General features: G+C 44.5%; 24 protein-coding genes and 1 other RNA gene. 13 read left to right on the forward strand and 12 right to left on the reverse strand.

The annotated features are described in order from the left end of the window. Window positions 1–376: 376 nt before the first annotated feature. Complete coding sequence (metK, locus tag R7E38_RS04165; RefSeq protein WP_005381027.1) at window positions 377–1531, reverse strand: methionine adenosyltransferase; 1155 nt, start codon at window positions 1529–1531, stop codon at window positions 377–379. A gap of 315 nt (window positions 1532–1846) precedes the next feature. Between metK and tkt the strand changes: the two genes are divergently transcribed. Next, a complete protein-coding gene (gene tkt, locus R7E38_RS04170; RefSeq protein ID WP_226083681.1) occupies window positions 1847–3841 on the forward strand; it encodes a transketolase in 1995 nt (664 codons plus the stop codon). Window positions 3842–3932: 91 nt separating this feature from the next. Here tkt and R7E38_RS04175 read toward each other — a convergent pair whose 3' ends face one another. After that, window positions 3933–4826, reverse strand: coding sequence for a LysR family transcriptional regulator (locus R7E38_RS04175; protein WP_054866487.1), 894 nt, complete (start codon window positions 4824–4826; stop codon window positions 3933–3935). 140 nt (window positions 4827–4966) lie between these two features. On the opposite strand from R7E38_RS04175, the gene R7E38_RS04180 reads away from it, so the two are divergent. The 5 genes from R7E38_RS04180 (at window position 4967) to mscS (ending at window position 11934) form a co-directional block, all read left to right on the forward strand. After that, the gene (locus tag R7E38_RS04180; RefSeq protein WP_104975596.1) at window positions 4967–6925 is read left to right on the forward strand and encodes a ligand-gated channel protein; all 1959 of its coding nucleotides are present in this window, start codon (window positions 4967–4969) and stop codon (window positions 6923–6925) included. 136 nt (window positions 6926–7061) lie between these two features. After that, window positions 7062–8099, forward strand: a complete 1038-nt coding sequence (epd, locus tag R7E38_RS04185) for an erythrose-4-phosphate dehydrogenase (RefSeq protein ID WP_005384545.1) — start codon at window positions 7062–7064, stop codon at window positions 8097–8099. A gap of 151 nt (window positions 8100–8250) precedes the next feature. Beyond that, window positions 8251–9411: a phosphoglycerate kinase gene (locus tag R7E38_RS04190; protein ID WP_005384547.1), complete on the forward strand. Its 1161-nt coding sequence runs from the start codon at window positions 8251–8253 to the stop codon at window positions 9409–9411. 154 nt (window positions 9412–9565) lie between these two features. Beyond that, a complete protein-coding gene (gene fbaA / locus R7E38_RS04195) occupies window positions 9566–10642 on the forward strand; it encodes a class II fructose-bisphosphate aldolase (RefSeq protein ID WP_005380996.1) in 1077 nt (358 codons plus the stop codon). 425 nt (window positions 10643–11067) lie between these two features. Beyond that, the gene (gene mscS, locus R7E38_RS04200; protein ID WP_005384548.1) at window positions 11068–11934 is read left to right on the forward strand and encodes a small-conductance mechanosensitive channel MscS; all 867 of its coding nucleotides are present in this window, start codon (window positions 11068–11070) and stop codon (window positions 11932–11934) included. 47 nt (window positions 11935–11981) lie between these two features. On the opposite strand, the gene R7E38_RS04205 is transcribed toward mscS, so the two are convergent. Further along, window positions 11982–12464, reverse strand: coding sequence for a YbaK/EbsC family protein (locus R7E38_RS04205; RefSeq protein ID WP_042521288.1), 483 nt, complete (start codon window positions 12462–12464; stop codon window positions 11982–11984). 26 nt (window positions 12465–12490) lie between these two features. Next, window positions 12491–13120 (reverse strand): LysE/ArgO family amino acid transporter, encoded by a 630-nt coding sequence (locus tag R7E38_RS04210; protein WP_213899242.1) that lies wholly within the window; start codon window positions 13118–13120, stop codon window positions 12491–12493. A 147-nt stretch (window positions 13121–13267) separates the two neighbouring features. Here R7E38_RS04210 and R7E38_RS04215 point away from each other — a divergent pair, with 147 nt between their 5' ends. Next, a complete protein-coding gene (locus R7E38_RS04215) occupies window positions 13268–14164 on the forward strand; it encodes a LysR family transcriptional regulator ArgP (RefSeq protein ID WP_005380990.1) in 897 nt (298 codons plus the stop codon). 207 nt (window positions 14165–14371) lie between these two features. After that, window positions 14372–15064 (forward strand): oxidative stress defense protein, encoded by a 693-nt coding sequence (locus R7E38_RS04220; RefSeq protein WP_042521284.1) that lies wholly within the window; start codon window positions 14372–14374, stop codon window positions 15062–15064. A gap of 71 nt (window positions 15065–15135) precedes the next feature. Here the strand turns inward: R7E38_RS04220 and serA are convergent, their stop codons facing one another. The 5 genes from serA to R7E38_RS04245 form a co-directional block, all read right to left on the reverse strand. Next, window positions 15136–16368, reverse strand: a complete 1233-nt coding sequence (gene serA, locus R7E38_RS04225) for a phosphoglycerate dehydrogenase (RefSeq protein ID WP_017821632.1) — start codon at window positions 16366–16368, stop codon at window positions 15136–15138. A 274-nt stretch (window positions 16369–16642) separates the two neighbouring features. Further along, window positions 16643–17299 (reverse strand): ribose-5-phosphate isomerase RpiA, encoded by a 657-nt coding sequence (gene rpiA, locus R7E38_RS04230; RefSeq protein ID WP_005380982.1) that lies wholly within the window; start codon window positions 17297–17299, stop codon window positions 16643–16645. Between the two features lie 53 nt (window positions 17300–17352). Further along, window positions 17353–17952, reverse strand: coding sequence for a 5-formyltetrahydrofolate cyclo-ligase (locus R7E38_RS04235; RefSeq protein WP_025768838.1), 600 nt, complete (start codon window positions 17950–17952; stop codon window positions 17353–17355). Window positions 17953–17957: 5 nt separating this feature from the next. Then, window positions 17958–18142, reverse strand: a non-coding RNA gene (gene ssrS / locus R7E38_RS04240) — 6S RNA. Window positions 18143–18150: 8 nt separating this feature from the next. Beyond that, the gene (locus tag R7E38_RS04245) at window positions 18151–18459 is read right to left on the reverse strand and encodes a cell division protein ZapA (RefSeq protein WP_005384553.1); all 309 of its coding nucleotides are present in this window, start codon (window positions 18457–18459) and stop codon (window positions 18151–18153) included. 249 nt (window positions 18460–18708) lie between these two features. Here R7E38_RS04245 and R7E38_RS04250 point away from each other — a divergent pair, with 249 nt between their 5' ends. From R7E38_RS04250 to R7E38_RS04260, 3 genes are read left to right on the forward strand one after another with little or no spacing between them, the layout of a single operon-like run. After that, complete coding sequence (locus R7E38_RS04250; protein WP_025768839.1) at window positions 18709–19287, forward strand: YecA family protein; 579 nt, start codon at window positions 18709–18711, stop codon at window positions 19285–19287. A 23-nt stretch (window positions 19288–19310) separates the two neighbouring features. Continuing rightward, window positions 19311–20489 (forward strand): 2-octaprenyl-6-methoxyphenyl hydroxylase, encoded by a 1179-nt coding sequence (ubiH, locus tag R7E38_RS04255; protein WP_025768840.1) that lies wholly within the window; start codon window positions 19311–19313, stop codon window positions 20487–20489. 31 nt (window positions 20490–20520) lie between these two features. Continuing rightward, complete coding sequence (locus R7E38_RS04260) at window positions 20521–21729, forward strand: FAD-dependent 2-octaprenylphenol hydroxylase (protein ID WP_025768841.1); 1209 nt, start codon at window positions 20521–20523, stop codon at window positions 21727–21729. 65 nt (window positions 21730–21794) lie between these two features. On the opposite strand, the gene R7E38_RS04265 is transcribed toward R7E38_RS04260, so the two are convergent. The 3 genes from R7E38_RS04265 to ygfZ form a co-directional block, all read right to left on the reverse strand. Further along, the gene (locus R7E38_RS04265; protein ID WP_005380970.1) at window positions 21795–22001 is read right to left on the reverse strand and encodes a DUF1107 domain-containing protein; all 207 of its coding nucleotides are present in this window, start codon (window positions 21999–22001) and stop codon (window positions 21795–21797) included. 638 nt (window positions 22002–22639) lie between these two features. Then, window positions 22640–23113, reverse strand: coding sequence for an aminoacyl-tRNA deacylase (locus R7E38_RS04270; protein WP_005384562.1), 474 nt, complete (start codon window positions 23111–23113; stop codon window positions 22640–22642). Next, window positions 23106–24074, reverse strand: coding sequence for a tRNA-modifying protein YgfZ (ygfZ, locus tag R7E38_RS04275; RefSeq protein WP_318081681.1), 969 nt, complete (start codon window positions 24072–24074; stop codon window positions 23106–23108). Before ygfZ ends, R7E38_RS04270 begins: the two co-directional genes overlap by 8 nt. Before the next feature lie 189 nt (window positions 24075–24263). Between ygfZ and R7E38_RS04280 the strand changes: the two genes are divergently transcribed. Further along, window positions 24264–24524, forward strand: a complete 261-nt coding sequence (locus R7E38_RS04280; protein WP_005380951.1) for a succinate dehydrogenase assembly factor 2 — start codon at window positions 24264–24266, stop codon at window positions 24522–24524. Then, window positions 24493–24954, forward strand: a complete 462-nt coding sequence (locus R7E38_RS04285; protein WP_230623489.1) for a protein YgfX — start codon at window positions 24493–24495, stop codon at window positions 24952–24954. Before R7E38_RS04280 ends, R7E38_RS04285 begins: the two co-directional genes overlap by 32 nt. The last annotated feature ends 10 nt before the right edge of the window (window positions 24955–24964 follow it).

Raw genomic sequence — 24964 nt, forward strand, 5'->3', positions numbered from 1 at the left:
ATTATCCGCTTATACCAACTGACAGCGGTTTTTGTTCAGTCAAACTTGAAGCGACTTTTTCAAGTTTACATCTGAGCATTGGCTTAGTTTGGTATCGGCCATAAAGATGCCGACTCATGTCTTTACTTAAGTGTTGCTTCCACAGTCGCCAGCATCCGACGTCTCTATTTAAATTGGAGTTAACAATATTTTAACTATTGGCGGAGATGGGATAATTTACAAATAATTGCTTAAAATTTATTCGGTATAAAAATGAGGGAGAAATAGGACTGCTTTGTGGGGCAGGGCGGTATGAGCCGAAATGGCTGGATAAAAGTTGCTGAAAATAAAAAGCCCCACCATAGGCGAGGGCTTGATTGATTCTTGCTTGGCTTGATTATTTGATGCCAGCGAAATCGCGTAGAAGTGCAGCTTTGTCTGTTGCTTCCCACGGGAATTCTTCACGACCGAAGTGACCGTAAGCCGCTGTCTTCTTGTAGATAGGTTGAAGAAGGTTAAGCATTTCTTGTAGACCGTATGGACGTAGGTCGAAGAATTGACGAACCGCTTCAATGATGATGTCGTGAGATACTTTCTCAGTACCGAACGTTTCCACCATGATAGACGTTGGATCAGCAACACCGATTGCGTAAGAAAGTTGGATCTCACAACGGTCAGCCATGCCTGCCGCTACGATGTTTTTCGCTACGTAGCGTGCTGCGTATGCTGCACTACGGTCAACTTTTGATGGATCTTTACCAGAAAACGCACCGCCACCGTGACGAGCTGCGCCGCCGTAGGTATCTACGATGATCTTACGACCAGTTAGACCACAGTCACCCATAGGACCACCGATTACGAAGCGACCGGTTGGATTAATGAAGAAGTTTGTTTCTTTGTTGATCCACTCAGAAGGTAGCACTGGCTTAATGATCTCTTCCATTACCGCTTCACGCAGGTCTGAAGTTGAGATTGAATCACAGTGTTGAGTTGAAAGAACAACCGCGTCGATACCAACGATGTTACCTTGATCGTATTGGAATGTTACCTGAGATTTTGCATCAGGACGCAACCAAGGTAGTGTGCCGTTTTTACGAACTTCTGCTTGCTTTTGAACAAGACGGTGAGAGTAAGTAATTGGCGCTGGCATTAGTACTTCAGTTTCGTTACAAGCGTAACCAAACATGATGCCTTGGTCGCCTGCACCTTGTTCTTTAGGGTCAGCTTTATCAACACCTTGGTTGATATCTGGCGACTGTTTACCGATTGTGTTTAGTACCGCACAAGAATCTGCGTCAAAGCCCATATCTGAATGTACGTAGCCGATTTCACGAACGGTTTCACGAGTTAACTCTTCGATGTCTACCCATGCTGAAGTCGTGATTTCACCACCCACCATTACCATACCGGTTTTAACGTAAGTCTCACATGCAACACGAGCCTTTGGATCTTGCTCTAGAATCGCGTCAAGAACCGCATCAGAAATCTGGTCTGCAATTTTATCTGGATGACCTTCTGATACTGACTCAGAAGTAAACAGGTGCTTAGCCATGTTAGCTCCACTATATCTGGTTTAAAACTGGGGAATGATAAACTCTCCAGCGCAAATTAATACTAATTTTTGTAGGTGTATCTACATCTAGACGTCTATTCTAAATTTGATTGCTCGAATTACAAGCTCTTTTTTGGTTTTTGTTATAACCAAACGTTTGCCTGATTTATTGATAATTTTAAGAACTTCGAACGATTTGGCGCGAAAGGTGCAATATTTGTGAGGTTTTGGACTGGAAAACGTTTGCACACCCAACAGGGCTTTGAGAGAATTATGACCTACTTTTCGTTTCGCTTAATGTACTCAGGAGCAGACATGTCGTCTCGTAAACATCTTGCCAATGCAATTCGTGCTCTAAGCATGGATGGTGTTCAACAAGCTAACTCAGGCCACCCAGGCGCACCAATGGGTATGGCTGATATCGCTGAAGTTCTTTGGCGCTCTCACCTAAACCATAACCCTTCAAACCCAGAGTGGGCCGACCGCGATCGCTTTGTGCTGTCAAACGGTCATGGGTCAATGCTTATTTACTCTCTACTGCACTTAAGCGGTTACGAGCTATCTATTGACGATCTGAAAAACTTCCGTCAATTGCACTCAAAAACCCCAGGTCACCCAGAGTACGGCTACGCGCCTGGTATCGAGACAACAACGGGTCCTCTAGGTCAAGGCATCACTAACGCTGTTGGTATGGCGATCGCAGAGAAAGCACTAGCGGCACAGTTCAACAAAGAAGGTCACGATATCGTTGACCACTTTACGTATGTGTTCATGGGTGACGGCTGTCTAATGGAAGGCATCTCGCATGAAGCATGCTCTCTTGCTGGGACGTTAGGTCTAGGCAAACTGATCGCGTTCTGGGATGACAACGGCATTTCTATCGACGGTCACGTTGAAGGCTGGTTCTCTGACGATACACCTAAGCGTTTTGAAGCGTACGGCTGGCATGTAATCCCAGCAGTCGATGGTCACGACTCAGACGCGATCAACGCAGCAATTGAAGCAGCAAAAGCGGACCCACGTCCTACGCTTATCTGTACCAAAACAATTATCGGTTTCGGTTCTCCTAACAAGTCTGGTTCGCACGACTGTCACGGTGCACCACTAGGTCACGATGAAATCCAAGCGGCTCGCGAATACCTAGGTTGGGAGTACGGCCCATTTGAGATCCCGGCAGATGTTTACGCTGAGTGGGATGCAAAAGAAGCGGGCGCCGCGAAAGAAGCAGCTTGGAATGAAAAATTCGAAGCATACGCTGCAGCTTACCCTGCAGAAGCGGCAGAGCTTAAACGTCGTCTAAACGGCGAACTTCCTGCACAGTGGGAAGAAAAAGCGAACCAAATCATTGCCGATCTTCAAGCAAATCCAGCGAACATTGCATCACGTAAAGCGTCGCAAAATGCACTAGAAGCGTTTGGTCAAATGCTTCCTGAGTTTATGGGTGGTTCTGCTGACCTAGCGCCTTCTAACCTGACCATGTGGTCTGGTTCTAAGTCTCTAGAAATGGAGGACTTCTCTGGCAACTACATCCACTACGGTGTGCGTGAATTCGGTATGACCGCTATCATCAACGGTATCGCATTGCACGGTGGTTTCGTTCCTTACGGCGCAACATTCCTAATGTTCATGGAATATGCTCGTAACGCAATGCGTATGGCTGCGCTGATGAAAATTCAGAACATCCAAGTTTACACGCATGATTCGATCGGTCTTGGCGAAGATGGCCCAACTCACCAACCTGTTGAGCAAATGGCGTCTCTACGTGTAACTCCAAACATGAGCACATGGCGCCCATGTGACCAAGTTGAGTCTGCAGTTGCATGGAAACTAGCGATTGAACGTAAAGATGCACCAACTGCACTTATCTTCTCTCGTCAAAACCTAGCGCAACAAGAGCGTACTGCTGAACAAGTCGCAGACATCGCGAAAGGTGCCTACATCCTGAAAGATAGCGAAGGTAAGCCTGATCTAATCCTTATCGCAACAGGTTCTGAGGTTGAGCTTGCAGTGAAAGCCGCTGAGCAACTAACTTCAGAAGGCAAGAAAGTACGCGTTGTTTCAATGCCATCAACAGACGCATTCGACAAACAAGACGCTGCTTACCGTGAATCTGTACTGCCATCAGACGTAACGGCACGTATCGCTATTGAAGCGGGCATTGCGGATTTCTGGTACAAGTACGTTGGCTTTGACGGTCGCATCATCGGTATGACAACATTCGGTGAATCTGCACCTGCTGGTCAGCTATTCGAGATGTTTGGCTTCACGACTGAAAACGTAGTGAACACAGCAAAAGAATTGCTAGCGTAATTGCAGGACCATCTAAACAGTCGAACGTAAACGACAACTGTTAGATGCTAAAGTTAGAAAGGCCATCATTATGATGGCCTTTTTATTTTTGTCAGGTTTTCCAACCTTGTGGAATGCTTTGGTGAATGCAGTCTAAAAGTACGGATAAGCGCAGTGGTGGTCGTCCTGCTGGTGTATAGCAGTTAATGGAAATAGGCTCAGAAAGCCAACCTTCTAAGCAAGGTGTGATTCGCCCTGGGTGATGTTTCTCATAGCCGCATGCTGTCCAAGTCGGCAGCAGTCCAATACCATGACCATTCGCGATACTGTCTATTTGCATTGCTATGTTGTCGCTGTATAAGCGACTAACAAAGGGCTCTAAAAAGAACTCACCGTGTTGAGGGTGTGCTAGCATCAATCCATTTTCTTGCACTGAACCAAAATCGATCCATGGATGTGCTTCAAGTTCTTTGGGGTGCGGTATAGGCCCATGTTGTTTTAGATAATTTGGAGAGGCAAAAGGCGTATAGCGAAATACCCCCAGCACTTCTTTTCGCCAGTCTAGCTCTTTACGTTCACCGAGCCAGATGAACAAATCTGGGTCATGATGCGCCTCAGAAAAGTCACTGGTAAGTTGAACTCTAACATCGGGATTAGCAGCAAGAAAACGATTGAGTACGCCGCCGAGCCAGCTTCTAACTAAGGCAGTGTGACAAACAATATGCAGTGGCCCTGAAACTTGGTTCGTTAAACCTTGCAGTGCATCATAACTCTCTTCACTTAACTCAAGAATCTGGCGGCTGTAGTGGGCAAAGATTTCTCCAGCTCTTGTCAGAACTAATCGATTACCTTGTCTGGCGGTTAGAGCCTGACCGAAGTCTTCTTCTAATTGTGCCAAGCGACGACTTAGCGTTGATTTTGGCTGATTAAGGGCTTTAGCAGCGGCTGTCAAACTTTTATGCTGATTGAGCGCATCAAAGGCTCTAATTGATGCTAAGTCGTGCATATTTCTTTTACTCCTTACTGCGTTATGTACGAGTTCCATAAATGGAAAGAACCGTTCCATAACTCTCACTATGCATCTCATTCTATTTGTGAATAATTCACTTTCGAAAATAATAATCATTATCAATTATGGAGATGTAGATGTCTACTCTTAGACTGCCAGTTATTACCGCAACTGGTATTTTAGCCTTCGTCAGTGTCCCTCATGTTTTTGCCAATGATGCAGTTTCTAAAATGGAAACAGTGGTTGTAACTGCATCAAGTTATGAGCAATCTCAAGCGGACGCGCCTGCAAGTATTAGTGTGATTTCACGTGAGGAGTTGGACTCTCGTTATTACCGCGATGTGACTGATGCACTAAAAAGTGTGCCAGGTGTCGTCGTGACAGGTGGTGGTGATACCACCGACATTAGTATCCGTGGTATGGGTTCTAAATACACTTTGATACTGGTCGACGGTAAACGTCAAAGCACGCGTGAAACTCGTCCAAATAGTGACGGTCCTGGTATCGAACAAGGTTGGTTACCTCCTCTTCAAGCGATTGAGCGAATCGAAGTTATTCGTGGCCCAATGTCGACGCTTTACGGTTCTGATGCGATTGGTGGTGTGATTAACGTCATCACACGAAAAGATGCGCTAGAGTGGACGGGTAATGTTCAACTGGGCACGGTAATACAAGAGAATAGCCGCTCAGGGGGAGAGCAGAGCGCGAACTTTTTCGTTAATGGTCCGTTGGCTGAAAATTTATCTCTCCAAGTATATGGTCAGTACACAACCAGAGAAGAAGATGACATCGAATACGGTTATGAAGATAAAGATATGCAGAGTATCTCTTCAAAACTGACTTACCAGATTAATGAGCGCCATTCGGTGCAATTAGAAGGTGGCACGTCGGCACAAAGTCGTCGTGGTAATGTGGGCCTTTCAGTGCCGACCACTGGGTGTCGTGGTGGGTGTGAAGACTCACTGAATGAATATCGTCGTAATTACGTAACGGTAAGCCACAACGGTGATTGGGATTCGATTGGCATTTCAGATACTTACTTACAGCGAGAAGAGAGCGAGAACAAATCTCGTGAGATGACGATCACCAACACCACGTTCAAATCGAGCTTGGTGACTGGTATCGGAAACCATACGTTGACGACGGGTGTGGACGCCACTCATGCAGAGCTTGAGGATTTCACCTCCAACAAAGCGTCATCGAAGACTGAAACATCGAATACGCAGTGGGCTGTTTTCATTGAAGATGAATGGAGAATCGCCGATCCGTTTAGCGTTACGCTTGGCGGCCGTCTAGATCATGACGAAAACTATGGCGCTCATTTTAGTCCGCGTGTTTACGGTGTATGGCGAGTTGATCCGTCTTGGACGGTGAAAGGCGGTGTGGCAACAGGTTTCCGTTCTCCACAATTACGTGAAATTACTCCTGGCTGGGCGCAAGTCAGTGGTGGCGGTAATATCTACGGTAACCCAGATCTTGACCCTGAAACGTCGCTAAACAAAGAAATCAGCGTCTTGTATCAAGGTGATTCTGGCTTAGATGTCTCTTTGACTGCGTTCCATAATGAGTTCAAAGACAAGATCACACGTGTTGTTTGTCCAGATACCATCTGTACAGATGGACCAAACCAATGGGGTGCAGATCCAACGTACCGCATTAACGTGGACGAAGCGGTCACACAAGGTATTGAAGCGACCTTAGCATCGCCATTAACGGAAACCATTTACCTCAGCTCGAGCTACACATTTACCGACTCAGAGCAAAAAACAGGTGAATACAAAGGCATGCCGCTGCAGCAGTTACCAAAGCATCTGTTTAATGTGGATGTGACTTGGCAAACGACAACAGATCTAGAGAGCTGGGCGAAAGTCACGTACCGAGGTAAAGAAATGGATCCGGTTACTGGCCCATCAAGAAACAGTATCGTAGAGCCAGCTTATACCTTTGTGGACGCCGGTGTGACATACCAGTTAACCGACAATACTCGTATTAAAGGCGCTATCTATAACTTGCTGGACGAGGAAATCAGTTACGAAGAATACGGATATATTGAAGATGGTCGTCGCTACTGGTTAGGTTTAGACGTCGCATTTTAATTATCTATCGTTGTAATAAGGTCGAGCATAGTCTCGACCTTTTTTTAATCCTGCTTTACTTTGATTCAACAGGTGCGTTTGTCAGCCTGATCAGGTAGTATCTGTGACACGAAATTTTTGGTAGGGCGAAGGATAAATGCTAAAGGTTGCGATCAATGGATTTGGACGTATAGGTCGTAATGTTCTGCGAGCGGTGTATGAAAGCGGAAAACACCAGCAGATCAAGGTTGTGGCGGTAAACGAACTAGCACAGCCAGAGGCGATGGCACACCTACTGCAATATGACACCAGTCATGGTCGCTTTGGTAAAAAAATTTCCCATGACCAAGAACATTTGCATGTTCATCATGACAGCGGTGAATATGATTCCATTCGCATTCTCCATCTCTCCGAAATCGAATTACTTCCTTGGCGTGATTTAGAAGTTGATATCGTCTTGGATTGCACTGGCGTATTTGGTTCGCAAGCGGATGGGCAAGCGCATATAGAAGCAGGCGCGAAGAAAGTACTGTTTTCGCACCCGGGCGCAAACGACCTAGATAATACGATTATCTATGGCGTGAACCACGAAACTCTGAAAGACGAGCACCGTGTTGTCTCCAATGGCTCTTGCACCACCAACTGTATCGTTCCCATCATTAAAGTACTAGACGAAGCCTTCGGCATAGAGTCTGGCACCATTACCACAATTCATTCGTCCATGAACGATCAACAAGTAATTGATGCGTATCATAACGACTTACGCCGTACCCGTGCTGCAAGCCAATCTATTATTCCGGTGGACACTAAGTTGCATAAGGGGATTGAAAGGATCTTCCCGAAATTTTCCAACAAATTCGAAGCAATTTCTGTTCGTGTTCCAACGGTTAACGTCACTGCAATGGATTTAAGTGTCACAATTAGTACAAATGTGAAAGTTAATGACGTAAATCAAACCATTGTTAACGCATCTCAGTGTACATTACGTAACATTGTTGACTATACTGAATCGCCACTCGTTTCCATCGACTTTAACCACGACCCCCATAGTGCGATTGTGGATGGAAGCCAGACTAGAGTGAGTAACGGGCAACTCGTAAAAATGCTCGTTTGGTGCGACAACGAATGGGGCTTTGCTAACCGGATGCTGGATACTGCCTTAGCAATGCAAGCTTCTTCGCAAGTGGAACAGTAATGACGAAGAAGTGATGGAGAATTTTTATTTCTAGCCTTGAAATAAATCCATAATATCTCCATATCTATAACCAGTTTGAAGAATTAACAGGCTTGGCAGGGTTGCCGAGTTTTCAAAAACTTTAATTATTAAATATTTGAGAGGACACATCATGTCTGTAATCAAGATGACTGACCTGGATCTTGCAGGTAAACGTGTATTTATCCGTGCTGACCTAAACGTGCCAGTAAAAGACGGTAAAGTAACTTCGGATGCACGTATCATCGCATCTCTTCCAACTATTAAGCACTGCCTAGAAGCAGGCGCTAAAGTAATGGTTACGTCTCACCTAGGTCGCCCAACTGAAGGTGAATACGCTGAAGAGTTCTCTCTACAACCAGTTGTTAACTACCTAAACGACGCACTAGATTGCGAAGTGAAGCTAGCAAAAGACTACCTAGATGGCCTAGAGCTAAATGCGGGTGAACTTGTTGTTCTTGAAAACGTTCGCTTCAACAAAGGCGAAAAGAAAAACGACGAAGAGCTATCTAAGAAATACGCAGCACTATGTGACGTATTCGTAATGGACGCATTCGGTACGGCTCACCGTGCTCAAGCATCTACTCACGGCGTTGGTATGCACGCAGACGTAGCATGTGCTGGTCCTCTACTAGCGAACGAACTAGAAGCGCTAGGCAAAGCAATGGACAAGCCAGCTCGTCCAATGGTTGCTATCGTAGGTGGTTCAAAAGTTTCTACTAAGCTAACGGTTCTTGAGTCTCTATCTAAAATCGCTGACCAACTCGTTGTTGGTGGTGGTATTGCTAACACATTCATCGCAGCTGCTGGCCACAACGTTGGTAAGTCTCTATACGAAGCAGACCTAGTTGAAACAGCTAAGAAGCTAATGGACGAGTGTGCAATTCCAGTAGCAACTGACGTTGCATGTGCGAAAGCATTCGACGAGAACGCAGAAGCTGAAATTAAGCACGTTTCTGAAGTACAAGACGACGACATGATCTTCGACCTTGGTCCAGATTCAACAGCTGAACTAGCTGAAATCCTTAAAAACGCTAAGACTATCCTATGGAATGGTCCAGTAGGCGTATTCGAATTCAAGAACTTCGAAGCAGGTACTAAAGGTATCTCTGAAGCTATCGCAGCTTCTGAAGGCTTCTCTGTTGCAGGCGGTGGTGACACGCTAGCAGCTATCGACAAGTTCGGTATCAAAGCGGATGTATCTTACATCTCTACTGGCGGCGGCGCTTTCCTTGAGTTCGTAGAAGGTAAAGTTCTTCCAGCAGTAGAAATGCTAGAAGCACGCGCTAAGTAATTAAAGCAAAGCGGGGGAGTGATTCTCCCGCTTTCTTGTTTGCTGCAACGTGTGAGGAACTCTGCTAGAATAGCCTCAGTTGTGAGCAAACGTTTGCAAGATTTTCAACTTAACAAGTTTTGTTTAAAAACGACAGATAAATAGGATTACATCCATGTCTAAGATCTTCGACTTCGTAAAACCAGGTGTTATCTCTGGCGATGACGTTCAGAAAGTATTTGAAGTTGCAAAAGAAAACAGCTTTGCACTTCCAGCAGTAAACTGTGTGGGTACTGACTCTGTAAACGCAGTACTTGAAGCAGCTGCAAAAGTTAAAGCTCCAGTTATCGTTCAGTTCTCTAACGGTGGCGCTGCTTTCTTTGCTGGTAAAGGTCTAAAACTTGAAGGTCAAGAAGCTCAAATCCTAGGTGCTGTTGCTGGTGCGAAATACGTTCACGCTGTAGCTGAAGCTTACGGTGTTCCAGTAATCCTACACACTGACCACGCAGCTAAGAAACTACTTCCTTGGATCGACGGTCTACTAGACGCTGGTGAAGAGTACTTCGCGCAAACTGGTAAGCCACTATTCTCTTCTCACATGATCGACCTTTCTGAAGAGTCTCTAGAAGAGAACATCGAAATTTCTGCTAAGTACCTAGAGCGCATGGCTAAAATGAACATGACTCTAGAAATCGAACTAGGTTGTACTGGTGGTGAAGAAGACGGCGTTGACAACTCTGATATGGATGCGTCTGAGCTATACACTTCTCCAGAAGACGTTGCATACGCATACGAGAAACTAAGCGCAATCAGCCACCGTTTCACTATCGCAGCATCTTTCGGTAACGTACACGGCGTATACAAGCCAGGTAACGTTGTACTAACTCCAACTATCCTACGTGATTCTCAAGCGCACGTTTCTGAGAAATTCGGTCTTCCAGCGAACTCTCTAAACTTCGTATTCCACGGCGGTTCAGGTTCTTCTCTAGAAGAAATTCGTGAATCTATCGGCTACGGTGTAATCAAAATGAACATCGATACTGATACACAGTGGGCTACTTGGGATGGTATCCGTAAGTTCGAAGCTGAAAACCACGATTACCTACAAGGCCAGATCGGTAACCCAACTGGTGAAGATGCACCAAACAAGAAGTACTACGATCCACGCGTATGGCTACGTGCAGGCCAAGCTTCAATGGTTACTCGTCTAGAGCAAGCATTTGCTGACCTTAACGCAGTTGACGTACTATAATCGTTACTGATTAAGTTACTTAAAAACCCGCTCTTTGAGCGGGTTTTTTTATGTCTATCATTTTCTTCCCCTCTGCTTTCTCCCGATATTTTTATGCGTTAGGTTGTATTTGCTAGTGAGATATCTCACCTTTAACGTTTTTTTTAAAGAAAACATGGGAATATCAGTCTTAAGAGTGGCGAAATCAGAGTGCATTGCGTAACCTGTAACAAGTCAGTGTCAGAAAGCTCTGATAAAGTCTTGTTTTGCATATCTTTGCGAAACTCTGACTTTGAAAAAAGTCAGAGTTGGGATATTGTGCCAAAAATCTGACACTGTTCAGTGGAGCAATAGGGATGTTGTTTTAGAAAAGAGCCTTTAAAAAACAAGGTTCATAAATTAACGGCAATTGGATTTATATCTCTTTATTTTTGAGGATAAGAATTATGGCAGGTGAATCGGTGGGTATCGATACCACTTTAACGGATGGTCTAACTCAGGCTGAAACTTGGCTGACAAACAATTCAGATCTACTGGTTCAGTACGGTGTGAACATTATCTCTGCGGTGCTTATTCTGTTTATCGGTAATCTTATCGTTAAGGCAGTCGCTGGTAGTGTTTCTAAAGTACTAGAAAAGAAAAACATGGATAAGGCCGTCGTTGAATTTATTCACGGTCTTGTTCGTTACTTGCTATTTGTAATCGTGCTAATCGCGGCTCTTGGTCGATTAGGAGTTCAAACCGCTTCTGTTGTTGCTGTGATTGGTGCGGCAGGTCTTGCTGTTGGTCTTGCACTACAAGGTTCACTATCAAACTTTGCAGCAGGCGTACTTATTGTTGCGTTCCGTCCATTCAAATCAGGCGACTACGTAGAAATCGGTGGTGTAGCGGGTAGTGTTGAAGCAATTCAAATCTTCCAAACCGTTCTAAAAACACCAGACAACAAAATGGTTGTTGTGCCTAACTCTTCAGTTATCGGCGGTGCCATTACTAACTACTCTCGCCATGCGACACGACGTGTCGACCTAGTGATTGGTGTTTCATACAAAGCAGACCTTAAACTAACGAAGAAAGTGATTCGTGAGACGCTAGAGAAAGATCCACGTATCTTGAAAGACCCAGATATCACAATTGGTGTACTTACGTTAGCAGACTCTTCAGTTAACTTTGTGGTTCGTCCATGGGTGAAAACTGCAGATTACTGGGGCGTATACTTTGATGCAATGCAAGGTATTAAAGAAGCATTGGATGAAAATGGTATCGAGATTCCATTCCCACAAATGGATGTTCACCTGAACAAAGTCGACGCTTAATCAAAAGCAGTCGATATTCAAAAGCGAGGCCAATAGGCCTCGCTTTTTTATATTTCGTAAAGGGTGTGATGACCAGCAAGTAAGAGGCGTTTTAGATGTTTACCTGCAAATCCAAATGTGAACTCAGGTAAGCCAGGCGTATAGAGCAACTCTTGATGTTGATAGAGATTGGTATCAACAATGATAGTGATGTATTCCGGTAAGCCTATTGGGCAAACCGCGCCGGGTACGCAACCTAACACTTCGACCATTTCATCATCATTACAAATAGAGGGACGTTTACCTGTAATCGCTTTAATCTGCTTGGCATCGAGGCGCGAGTCCTTATCTGTCAGATAAACCGCGTAACCTTGTCCTTTGAGTGTTAAAAAGAGGCTTTTGGTATGCGTACCCGTCCAACCAAGCTCTCTCGCAATGCGTATATCTGTCTCAAAGTCTAAGATGGCTTCGTGCTGCCATTCCCGAAAAGGAATAGAGAGCGCGTTGAATCGCTCTCTATTGTTGTTATAAATATGTTTTAGTGACTCCATGTCTTTGCTGCCTTACTACCTGGTGATTACCAATACTTATCAATAAGCTCACTCGCTAAGATATACGCTATTGTGAACATCATCATTGCGATTGCAATGTCGATGTTTTTTTTCACTTTTGGTTGAGAGAGTGTTGGACCTAGTTTGGCTGCTCCTATCGATAAAGTGTAGAACCAAACAAAGGAAGCCATAATCGTACCTAGTGCAAAAGCAATGCGATCATGGCCTTCAAATTGTCCACCGATCGAACCTAGAATAACGACTGTATCTAAATATAAGTGCGGATTAAGCACAGTGACAGCTAACGCACCTAGAATAACCGTTCGACGACCTCGAGCTACGATCTCCCCTTTTGATTCCGATTCACTCTCTGGCTTAAAAGCACTTTTTAGCGAGAGCAGTCCATAGAAGCTCAAGAAAGCAATACCACCAAGTGTCACCGACGTCAGTAAGATTTCATTTTGAGACAGAATTGCACCACCACCAAAGATACCTAGAGAGATGAAAATCATATCTAGCACGCTACAAATAGTGGCGGTTGTTAGGTGGTGGTTACGCTTTATGCCTTGATTCAAAACATACGCATTTTGCGCCCCGATCGGAATGATCATTGATGCTCCTAAACCAAAACCTTGCAATAGAACCCACAAGCTCACACTTCACCTCACTTCAAAATAACAAATACATTTACAGAAAGGGGAAAGATAAAGTGTTTATCTAAATAAGTGTAATTAATGATTTTAATCTTACATTAGATAGACTAATTTAACGGGAGGCGTTTGATCTGGAGTGAGAGGGAAGGTATGCGAGGGTTAGATTACAAATGGATTGAGGCATTAGACGCTATAGTTTATCAGGGTAGCTTTGAGCGTGCTGCTGAGCATTTATTTGTTTCTCAATCCGCCATTTCTCAACGTATCAAGCAGTTAGAGAAGTTTCTCGCGCAGCCTGTTTTAATTCGAAGCCAGCCACCTAAGCCAACGCCAATTGGTAAAAAATTGTTGGGTCTTTATCGGCGAGTACGCTTGCTAGAGCATGAAATTCTCCCCGAACTAAAGAATGATACCAGTACGCGACCTGTGCAACTCTCTTTAGCGACTAATGCAGATAGCCTTGCAACATGGCTACTGCCAGCGCTGCAAAATGTTATGAAGCAGCGTCAAGTTGAACTAAAACTGACTATCTATGGTGAATACCGCTCTATTGAAAAACTCAAAAGTGGCGAAGTGACAGGAGCGATCAGCTTGGAGTCCCAGCCAATCCCCGGATGCAGAGCAGACTATTTAGGTCGCATCGATTATGTTTGTGTCGCGAGCCCAGAGTTCTATCAGCGTTATTTTTCTAAAGGCGTAAATAATCAGACATTGGCAAAAGCACCGGCCGTTTCATATGACCAATATGATGATCTACATAAAACATTTCTTACCGAGCATTTTAACGTCAATCCTGACAGCGTTATTCATCACAACATCAGTAGTTCTGAAGCGTTTCTAAAAGTGGCGTTAGCTGGTGTTGCTTATTGCTTGATCCCCCGCTTGCAAATTACCGACGAATTAGACAGAGGTGTGTTGGTTGATGTGACTCCAGGTTTTTTAATGTCCCATCGGATTTATTGGCACCACTGGCAGTTAGAAACTGGGGTATTACAAGAAATCTCACACGCAATAGTGGGGTATGCGCAGCAGCATCTACCTCAATAAGTTTGTCAGAGCTGCATATCGTTAACTTAGTGTGTTTTGTTTAAAAATTACGCCAATGTTACATAGTCAAAGTTGTGTTAGAAGTCACTATGGGTGCTTGGATAATCGGCGGAAGTTTCTATTATGAAACCACACGCTTTCTCAGCCATGATAGTGATGTTGGAATCTGAGATTAAGTACTTAATTTTGTATGGATGGATTTATTGAATGAAATTGTATTCATTTTTGCTGGCTTCAGCACTCAGCCTTACCAGTGCTTCAGTTTTGGCGAATACGCCAGAGTTTGCTCATGTTACGACAACGGGGTATGGCGAAGTGACGGCCACACCTGATATGGCTACGTTTTCTGTAAAAGTAGTCGATACGACAATGACGGCCGAACAAGCGAAATTGTCCGTAGATAAAACCGTTGAAGAGTTTCTAAAAAGCTTGTCGGATGCCGGCTTGTCAAAAGACAATATTACTAGCTCGAATTTATACCTTGCTCCTCAGTACCATTACCCTAAATCAGGAAAAGCAGAACTTGTTGGGTATCGAGCATCTCGCAGTATTGATGTCACGGTGACGGATCTGAAAAACCTTAACCAATACCTAGATATGGCGTTAGAAGCGGGAATTAATCAGGTTGATAATATTCAACTTAAGGTAAGCAACCAAGTCGAGTATCAGCAAAAGGCACGAATGGCTGCGATTAAGGACGCAAGAGAAAAAGCAGGGTCATTAGCGACTGGTTTTGAGAAAAAGTTGGGCGATGTATGGCAGATCAATTACAGACAGATGCACGTTCAGCCTGTGTTAATGCGTTCAATGGCGATGGATAGTAAAGAAGGAGCGAATAGCTACCAAGATTCAACTATGATCATTCGCGATCAAGTCGATGTCATTTATAAGCTAAAGTAAGGCTTAGCAAACAGTAAAAAGCAAAAGGCAGGGAGTCATAACCCCTGCCTTTGTCGTTTCTGTTTCACTGTTTAGTGAAGGATACGAGCACGGATTGTGCCTTCAATGTTTTTGAGCTTTGTTAGAGCTTCTTCTGCTCGTTCAGTTTCAACGTCGATCACTACGTAGCCTATTTCAGCGGCTGTTTGTAGGTACTGCGCGGCAATGTTAATGCCTTCTTCAGCAAAGATGGTGTTGATCTGAGTTAGGATACCAGGACGGTTCTTGTGGATATGAAGCAGACGAGAGCACTCACCACTGTGTTCTGGCAATGACACTTCAGGGAAGTTTACGCTTGAAAGTGTCGATCCGTTATCAGAGTACTTAGCCAGTTTGCCCGCCACTTCTAAGCCGATATTCTCTTGTGCTTCTTGCGTTGAACCACCAACGTGTGGAGTGAGAATGACGTTATCGAATTTTTGTAAAGGAGACTCGAACGGGTCAGCATTTGTTTTTGGTTCAGTTGGGAATACATCAATTGCAGCGCCGGCAAGGTGACCAGCTTCTAAGCTATGGCAAAGTGCAGGAATATCCACAACGGTGCCACGTGCCGCGTTGATAAAGATGGAACCTGGTTTCATTCGAGCAAATTCAGCTTCACCCATCATGTTTTTCGTTTCCGGTGTTTCGGGAACGTGCAAAGAAATCACATCACATTTGTTCAATAGTTCACTCATGGTATGTACTTGCGTCGCATTACCAAGGGACAGTTTGTTCTCAATATCGTAGTAGTAAACGCGCATACCTAAGTTTTCGGCAATAATACCAAGCTGCGTACCAATGTGACCGTATCCGATAATGCCAAGGCACTTACCACGAGCTTCGTAAGAGTTGTCTGCACTTTTCTTCCAAATACCGCGATGTGCAAGTGCATTCTTTTCAGGAATACCACGCACTAGTAAAAGGATTTGCCCAAGTACAAGCTCTGCCACGCTTCGAGTGTTAGAGAATGGTGCATTAAAGACAGGAATACCGCGTTTTGCTGCTGCATCTAGGTTTACTTGGTTAGTACCAATACAAAAACAGCCAATTGCAACCAGCTTGTTCGCCGCATTGATTACCTCTTCGGATAGGTTCGTACGGGAGCGGATACCAATGAAGTGCACGTCTTTTACCGCTTCAATTAGTTCTTCTTCCGGAAGGGAACCTTTATGGTATTCAATGTTGGTATAACCAGCTGCTTGAAGAACTTCAACTGAAGAAGGGTGGAGTCCCTCTAACAAGAGGATCTTAATCTTTTCTTTTTCCAGTGAAACTTTGGCCATTTTTTCTCGTCCTTAAAATGGAAAGGTGGGCTAATGTGGCGCACATTGGACAAAACTATTAAAAAGGGGATAATTAACAGTTTTGTAGGAAGACAAACGTTTCCCTGTGCGTCTTCTGTTCAATAAAGTAACAAAAAAAAATTGCTTTGGGTAAGAAAATTACGGAATAAGAGATAATTTTCTTATAGAAAGGAATAAAAAACGGTGCCTTTCAGCACCGTATGTAATGAAATAACAGAAAAGTGAACCAGATAGGTTCATTTTGGGCTGTTATTTATTCTTCAATTTTTGCACCTTCTGGTGTGCCAGTGATCACTACGTCTGCACCACGATGAGCGAAAAGACCCACAGTCACCACACCAGCGATGCCGTTTATTTTGTCTTCCATTTCTTTCGGGTTGGTAATTTGCATATTGTGCACATCCAGAATCACGTTGCCGTTGTCAGTCACAACGCCTTCACGGTAAGCTGGATCACCACCTAGTTTTACCAATTCACGAGCCACGTAAGAGCGTGCCATTGGGATTACTTCAACAGGCAATGGGAACTGGCCAAGTACGTCAACTGCTTTAGTGCCGTCAACGATACATACGAACTTATCAGAGATTGCTGCGACAATTTTCTCACGAGTCAGAGCCGCGCCGCCGCCTTTGATCATTTCACGTGCTGGGTTGATCTCATCTGCGCCATCAACATACACATCCAGCTTCATTACATCGTTACACTCGTATACTTCAATACCAAGCTCTTTAAGGCGCTCAGTTGAAGCGACAGAGCTAGACACTGCACCTTTAATATCATCTTTGATAGTGCCTAGTGCATCGATGAAGTGATTCACGGTAGAGCCAGTACCAACACCGACAATGCTGCCTTTCTCAACATATTTTAGTGCTGCCCAACCAGCCGCTTTTTTCATTTCATCTTGAGTCATGCCAATCTCCTGAATAGATGTTCGTTAACGTTTGCGGGCGTGATTATAGCGGCTTACTTGTCACTTTCCCATTGCCATATTTGGCTTGGGGTCACGATCTTAGGCAATGGAATGTCCCAGCTTTCAATTGGTAAGCGTTCTACATGTTGGCAGTCATGAGCGATACCGACAGGTTTAGCACCCTCTCCAGTTATAAACCAACGTGACAGAGTACGATCGTAGTACCCTCCGCCCATGCCTAAGCGGTGTCCGATGCTGTCGAACCCAACTAAAGGCGTGCAGATTAAATCAAGCTGGCGAACGGGTTTGAGGTGTCTGATATCGAGCTTGGGCTCTAAGATGCCGTACTTGTTGTAGACGAGCTGTTCATCACTTATATACTGAAGAAACAGTAACTGACCTTTAGAAAAGGGATGGATGACGGGCAGATAAACCGATTTTCCCTGTTGCCATAACCATTCAATGAGCGGTTTAGTATCAAGCTCACCGTCTGCAGAAAGGTAGATGGCAATATGTTGCGCCTGCTCGATTTCAGGAAGTTGGGAAAATTGAGTAATAAGGTCGATTCCCGCTTGGTATTGTGTATCACTGCACAGAGCGTTGCGCTTTTCACGAATCAGTTTGCGGAAGTCTTGTCGAGAGAGGTCTGACATAGAGAGAATACCCCAGGGTGCCGTTGAGGATTGTGGCCCTTGAACCAGCTGGTTCAAGGCGGATCAGCAATGACAACCGTAGGCTTCTCGGTGCATGCCGAGCTTGCTCAATAGTTACCAAATACTAACCCTTAGGTATTGCTTATCGGCTCAGGGACTTAAATCCTGCTGACGCACACCCCAGGGTAAATTTTGTATTTACTGCTGTCCTTGCGTAACTTTGCTTAGTGCGTTCTCTAAAGACGCGGTGAGCTTTTCCATTCGCTCAGTAATTTCTTGCTGTTGACCATTGGATTCGTATGACTTGGTGTGCAACTCATAGCAAATATTCAATGCAGCAAAGGTCAGCAGTTGGATTTCATTGGTTACCTTAGTACGTTCGCTCATTTCTTTCAATCGGCGATCCAGATCTTTTGCCGCTGCAACAAGAGACTCTTCTTGTCCTGTCGGACAATTCACTCGTGTAAGTTTGCCTAATATTTCAACGTCGATCGCTTGATTGCTCATGATGAATAAACTCTATATTCGCGCTATCTAAGGTGTTGCTTCATACAACTACCGAGGAGCAAACTATAGGAAAACCGCTATTAAGATTCAAGCATTTCCCATCACAGAAAGAGAAATGATGACGAGATCACACAGGAATTGGGCAAATTGAACAAATGCTGTCCAAAATTGAATTTGATAGCCGTTTCAGACCACTAACCTTGATGGTAGGATATACCAATACATTATTACGCAAGAATGAGCCAAGTTATGAGTGAAATCACCCTTCCTGAATACCAATCTATTGCTGCTGAACTGCAATCTGCAAGCCTAGCAGTAACACCTGCGGAATTACATGGCTTATTTGTCGGCATGTTAAGTGGTGGATTGGCGATCAATGATCAAACTTGGCAGCCTATTCTGTTTGACTACACCAATGATGGTATGGGTTGGCCTTCTACCGCGCTAGCTTTTGCTCAAAGCGTATTCACTGTTACTGTCAATGAACTAACTGGCACGTCGATGGAGCTGTCTTTATTATTGCCAGATGAGCCGGGCGAAGAAGGCTTATTCGTATTAGCCGACAGTGTGTCCGACTTTGTAAACCACTTTATTTCTGGGCTAGGTCTAGCAGGCGTTGCTCTTAATAAAGCATCTGATGACGCTAAAGAAGCACTGGCTGACTTAGAAGAGATTGCCAAATTAGGCATCGATGAAGATGACGATCTTGGTGAACAAGCGCAATTGCTAGAGCAAGTGATTGAGCACATCAAAGCTTGCGTACTAACGATTCATGCTGAATTTGGTGTTCGTCCTGAAAGCAGCGACAAAAAACCTACTATTCACTAATCGTAGACTGTCCAGAGGTTAGTATGAAGCAATATGATGTAGTCATTGCTGGTGGTGCCATGGCTGGTGCAACGTTAGCATTGGCGATTGACCATTTGTCTCAGGGAAAGCTCCGCATTGCAGTCGTTGAGCCTTTTAAAGCACAATCAGATATGCATCCTGGTTTTGACTCTCGCTCAATCGCATTGTCTTACGGTACTGTCAATCTGTTGCGTCAACTACAGCTCTGGACGTCAGTAGAACCGTTTGTCACCCCCATTGAACATATCCACGTTTCTGACCGTTCTCATGCTGGGATGACGGAGATTACCAAGCAAGAGGTTGGGGTTGAAGCTCTAGGGTATGTTGTAGAATTAGCCGATGTTGGGCGTGTATATCAAGAATTATTAGACAGCAGCGAATCAATTACGCTGTTTTGTCCTGACTCCGTTACCGATATCGAGCGCGAGCAAAACTGTACCCATGTGACGTTGAAAAGTGGTGAGCAACTTGAAGCAAAACTGTTGGTAGCTGCAGATGGTGCTGTTTCGACCTGTTGTCAGAAAATTGGTCTAGAAATTTCTGAGCAAGATTTTGAACAAGTGGCTGTCATTGCCAATATTGTGACTCAAGAACCTCATCAAGGTAGAGCCTTTGAACGTTTTACTGAAAATGGCCCTGTTGCTTTATTGCCAATGAGTGACAATCGAATGTCCTTAGTTTGGTGTTTGCACCCTGAAGAAGCCCAAGCCGTTCTTGAGTTATCTGATCAAGCATTTCTCCAGCATTTACAGAACGATTTTGGTTGGCGTTTAGGCGCGATGAAAAAAGTGGGGCGTCGTGCAAGTTACCCATTACTTCTTCGTCATCGAAAGCAAAATATTTCACATCGCTTTGCGATTGTTGGAAATGCGGCGCAAACGCTGCACCCGATAGCTGGACAAGGCTTTAATCTCGGTATTCGCGATGTAGTCTCACTAGCAGAAGAAATTGTGCAGCAAAGTGAGGATGTGGGTCTTTATCAAGGCCTGATGCGCTTTAGTCAACGTAGAGAAGCAGATCGAAGCGAAACTATTTGGCTAACCAGTGCCTTGGTGCATGTTTTTTCAAATGATTTACCCGCGATGCGAATTGGCCGAAATACTGCCTTAGCAGCGATGGATAACCTTTCTATTTTTAAGCAGCCGCTACTACGCCATACTCTTGGCTTGGTAAAACGATGAACGGCCGCACTGAATTAGGTAATAAAAAGCAATGATGCAAAGTGTAGATATCGCCATCATCGGCGGAGGGATGGTTGGGTTGGCACTTGCTGCCGCGTTCAAAGACAGTGATCTGCGTGTCGCCATTATTGAAGGTAAAGTGCCAGATGATTCGTTGAAAGAATTACCCGATGTTCGTGTGTCTGCGTTGAGCCGCTCTAGTGAGACGATTTTGCGTAAACTTGGTGCTTGGCAGGGCATAGAACAGCGCCGAGCTTCGCCTTACCATGGCATGGAAGTATGGGAACAAGATAGCTTTGCCAGCATTGAATTTAATGCACAAAGTATGGCACAACCTGATTTAGGGCATATTGTTGAGAATCGTGTGATTCAACTTGCACTGCTTGAACAAGTCCAAAAGCTCGATAACGTCACTATGTTTATGCCTGCACGTTGCGCGACTCTCGCGGTCGGTGAGCAAGAAAGCTGGCTGACGCTCGATAATGGCCAAGCCATGACCGCTAAATTAGTGGTCGGAGCCGATGGGGCGAATTCGTGGCTTCGCCATCAAATGGATATTCCATTAACGCATTGGGACTATGGTCATCATGCTTTGGTCGCGAATGTCAAAACTGCCATGCCACACAACAGCATTGCGCGCCAGATATTTACTCCTCACGGACCGTTGGCATTTTTGCCAATGTCGCAACCAGATATGTGCTCTATTGTTTGGTCCACGGAGCCAAATCGAGCAGAGCAGTTAGTGGCAATGAGTGAACATGATTTCAATAAAGCGTTGACGAGTGAGTTTGATGCTCGACTTGGTCTATGTGAAGTAGTGGGAGAGCGTGCTGCGTTTCCTTTGAAAATGCGCTATGCGCGAGATTTTGTTGTCGAGCGAGTCGCGCTGGTTGGTGATGCAGCTCATACCATTCATCCATTAGCGGGGCAGGGTGTGAATTTAGGTTTATTAGATGCGGCCAGTCTTGCTCAAGAGGTGTTAGCACTTTGGAAGCAGGGACAAGATATCGGTAGTAAACGCAACCTAAGAAGCTACGAGCGTTGGCGAAAAGCGGAAGCGGCAAAGATGATCGCTACTATGCAAGGGTTTCGAGATTTGTTCTCTGGCGAGAACCCAGCTAAGAAGCTCGTTCGTGGCATTGGCTTAAGTTTAGCGGGGCAACTGCCGGGAGCGAAAGATGAGATCATGAAGCGCGCGCTTGGTTTAAAGGGACACTTGCCGGATCTAGCGCGTCAGTAAGTGCAAAGCGAACTTCAAATACACAAAAGGCTGGTTAATCCAGCCTTTGTTTTATCAACATCTTGCTAAGCATATGCGCATCGGAGTTTCATTATTTCTTGATTGATCTCTTTGACCGCTCGGAAATGGCGTTGCTCTGCTTTCTCCGGCAGTATTAACTTACCGTTATCAAACTCGAATCTACCGACCCCGTAAATATAAATTCTTCCTTTAAAAAGACGACTTATATGTTTAGCAATCATACTTGGTGTATAGCGCTTAAACAGTCTCATATTTACTTTCCTTTTATCTAACCTAGCCTAGGTATTCTACGTTCTGGACGCGAAAATTATTGTGACAGCAATAGTATTAAATACAGATGTAGGGTGTTGCGTCAGAGAATTGTGTTGTCTTAGACAATTTGACAGTGTCATCTCTTAAATAGCGTGAGGATTACCCCGAAAATAACCTCTCTAAAGGAACCCTTACCCAATACACTCCTTTTTACGTGACGCATTAAGCAATAGTTTTGTTACAGAATTAAGAATAGAACGAAAACGGTTGTTTGCTAGTTGTTTCTATTAAGGTCGTGCTTCGCGTAACACACTTTACGTTCTAACGATTAGAGGAAATGAAAGAGAAAAAGTTCCACGTAAAAAAAAGCCCGCTTCAGCGGGCGAATAGTCACAGATGCATTACACAAAAGTGGATAACTAACTGCATGAATGCTGTCACTCAGCTAGCTGACTCACTTTATATTGGTTAAGTGCTTGTTTGAAACTTAACCAACAAATTCAGCATATACGAGTTTTATCTTTGTGACTATTTATGTTTTATATGTGATTAAAAATTCTCATGTCTATTTTTGTAGATATGAGCGAGATCACGCAGTGATAGAAACACTACGTGTCATTACATTGTTTTTAGACGATTAACGACAGATCTCAGCTACGGTCGGCTGACACAATTGGATAAGATCTTGGATAGAAAGCGCCAGTCCAGCCATGCGATCGCCACTGCTGATCGTGACTTCCTGTTCTTCTAGTAAGCTAGGGTCGAACACGATTGGCATATGACGTTTTAGTAGCAGAGGAGTGACAGTACCAATTTTGTAACCAGTGATGGACTCAACATCGGCTTGATCAACACAAGTCATCCGGCGACATTTCAGTAACGAGCGCACTTTTTTGGGATCAACGCTACGATCACCTGGCGCACAGGCGAGTGCATATTGATTACCCATGTCTCGTAGCAAGATTGCTTTCACCATTTGAGAGGGGCGAATGCCGCGTTGGTGCGCGGCATCCTCAATGGTGGTTGCTGGTCTTTGATGCGGTAACAGACGAAACGGAATGTGTTGGTCTGTGAGAAATTGCATCAAAGGAGTATTGATTGTATTACTCATCATCAAGACTGTAAGGCAGTGATTCGATTGTCCATTCACATTCTGGTTGCGCAACCAAACGAAGACGAGTGTCCTCATCGAGATTATTAGGCAGCACGATCAGGCCAATCGCGTGATTGTCACTGAACTGGTAGTGATTTAATAAAGCACCTACTGAACGCCAGTTTTCACCTACGCTGCGTTCGAGCTCAATTGGTTCGTTACTGAATGGAGCAGAAGTTGCACCTTTTACGATATACATCGCACGTTTATTGGTACCGCGATACTTCGCTCGTGCTACCGTTTCTTGTCCCGTGTAGCAGCCCTTTGTGAAGCTTATGCCTCCTAAAGCTTGCACGTTAAGTGCTTGTGGAATGTGAGCATTCTGCGCGGATGCAGAGACAAATGGTAAACCTGCCTCAATATCGAAACGATTCCAAAGCTCATTTGTCGTAAAGACAGCGTCGGTAGTTTCAACGATTTGCTGTGCTTCTGGCGCACTTAATATCAGTAACCAGCGATCTTGTGCAACTTGCACTGCTGTGCCACCGTCAACTGGGCGAACGCTGCCAGTTGTCTTGCTCATTGTTGAAATGAATTCGTCGGCTTTGACGCCAGCAACACCTAAGATAACGTCATCAGAAGCTTCAATCGTTACTTTAGAGAAAATAGCGTATTTCTTTATTTCATTAAGTTCTACGTCAATCGCCGATTTTGGTTGGATCATGCCGTAGCCATCATGATGATGGAAAAGGCGGAACACGCTCCACACTTTTCCTTTCGCATCACAATGTGCGCCCAGTGTTGATTGGTCTTGTTCTAAAGAAACAACATCGCAGGTAACCTGACCTTGTAAGTATGATTTTTTATCATCACCGATCATGGTGATCATGCCGAAGTTATCCAGCAGTGAGATAGATAACTCTGGAAGTGCGTCTTGAGTTGAGAGAGGTAATGCTGAAAAACGAGTTTGCCATTCCATAATTACAATGCCTTTTGAAGATATTTTTCCGCTATGTTATACCCAAATAACCTTGAGATACTAGGGGAGCGATTTACGAATCAACATTTGTCTGCTTTCACTATCGTATTGTGACCCGCACACTAGTGACGTAGCACATCCCTTGTTACACTCCGCACTAACAACAAGACATCTATGAAGGAATAGTGAATGTACACTCCGGAAGAAAAAGCGCGTATTAAATGGGCTTGTCGTCGAGGCATGCTTGAGCTTGACGTAGTAATTATGCCGTTTTTTGAAGAGTGCTTTGATACTCTGAGTGAACAAGAGCAGCGTGACTTTGTTTCTTTACTTGAATGCGATGATCCTGATCTGTTTACTTGGGTAATGGGGCATGGCCGTAGCGAAAATTTAGGTCATGCAGCAATGGTTGATAAAATTGTCGCCCATAACCTCAGCAAAGTTCGTTAATTTTACTGCTTCTCCCTCTCTGACTGCCCGAGTCCTCAATGTTGTACTTTTCTTATTGATGACTTGGGCTGTTATCTTCTCTAGCATTCCGCTCGTATTATCGACTTATTTGTTATTACTGATTGTTAAGGCTCTCTCAAGCCAAGGCCTTGTTCAACCTACAAGTCATGGGCATTGGTATGTGCACTGCGATGGCTCGGTTAGGTTTGATGCCCTTGAGTATGGCGAATACTCGGAAGATATTGAGTCCGAAAAGGGTCATTTACAGCGAGTCGATACATCGGCATCACCATTCAAGATAACATTCCAATTGCAATCTGGCCGTAGTGTTACGATTTGGCGTGATAGCTGTGACGATGAGCAGTATCGTCAACTATCTTTGGTATTACGCCAATGGGAAATGAAACAGGGAGCTAATGCTCCCTGCTGATGTAATAGTT

It is taken from the genome of Vibrio sp. Vb2131, from assembly GCF_033338535.1.
In the GTDB taxonomy this organism is placed as follows: Bacteria; Pseudomonadota; Gammaproteobacteria; order Enterobacterales; family Vibrionaceae; genus Vibrio; species Vibrio alginolyticus.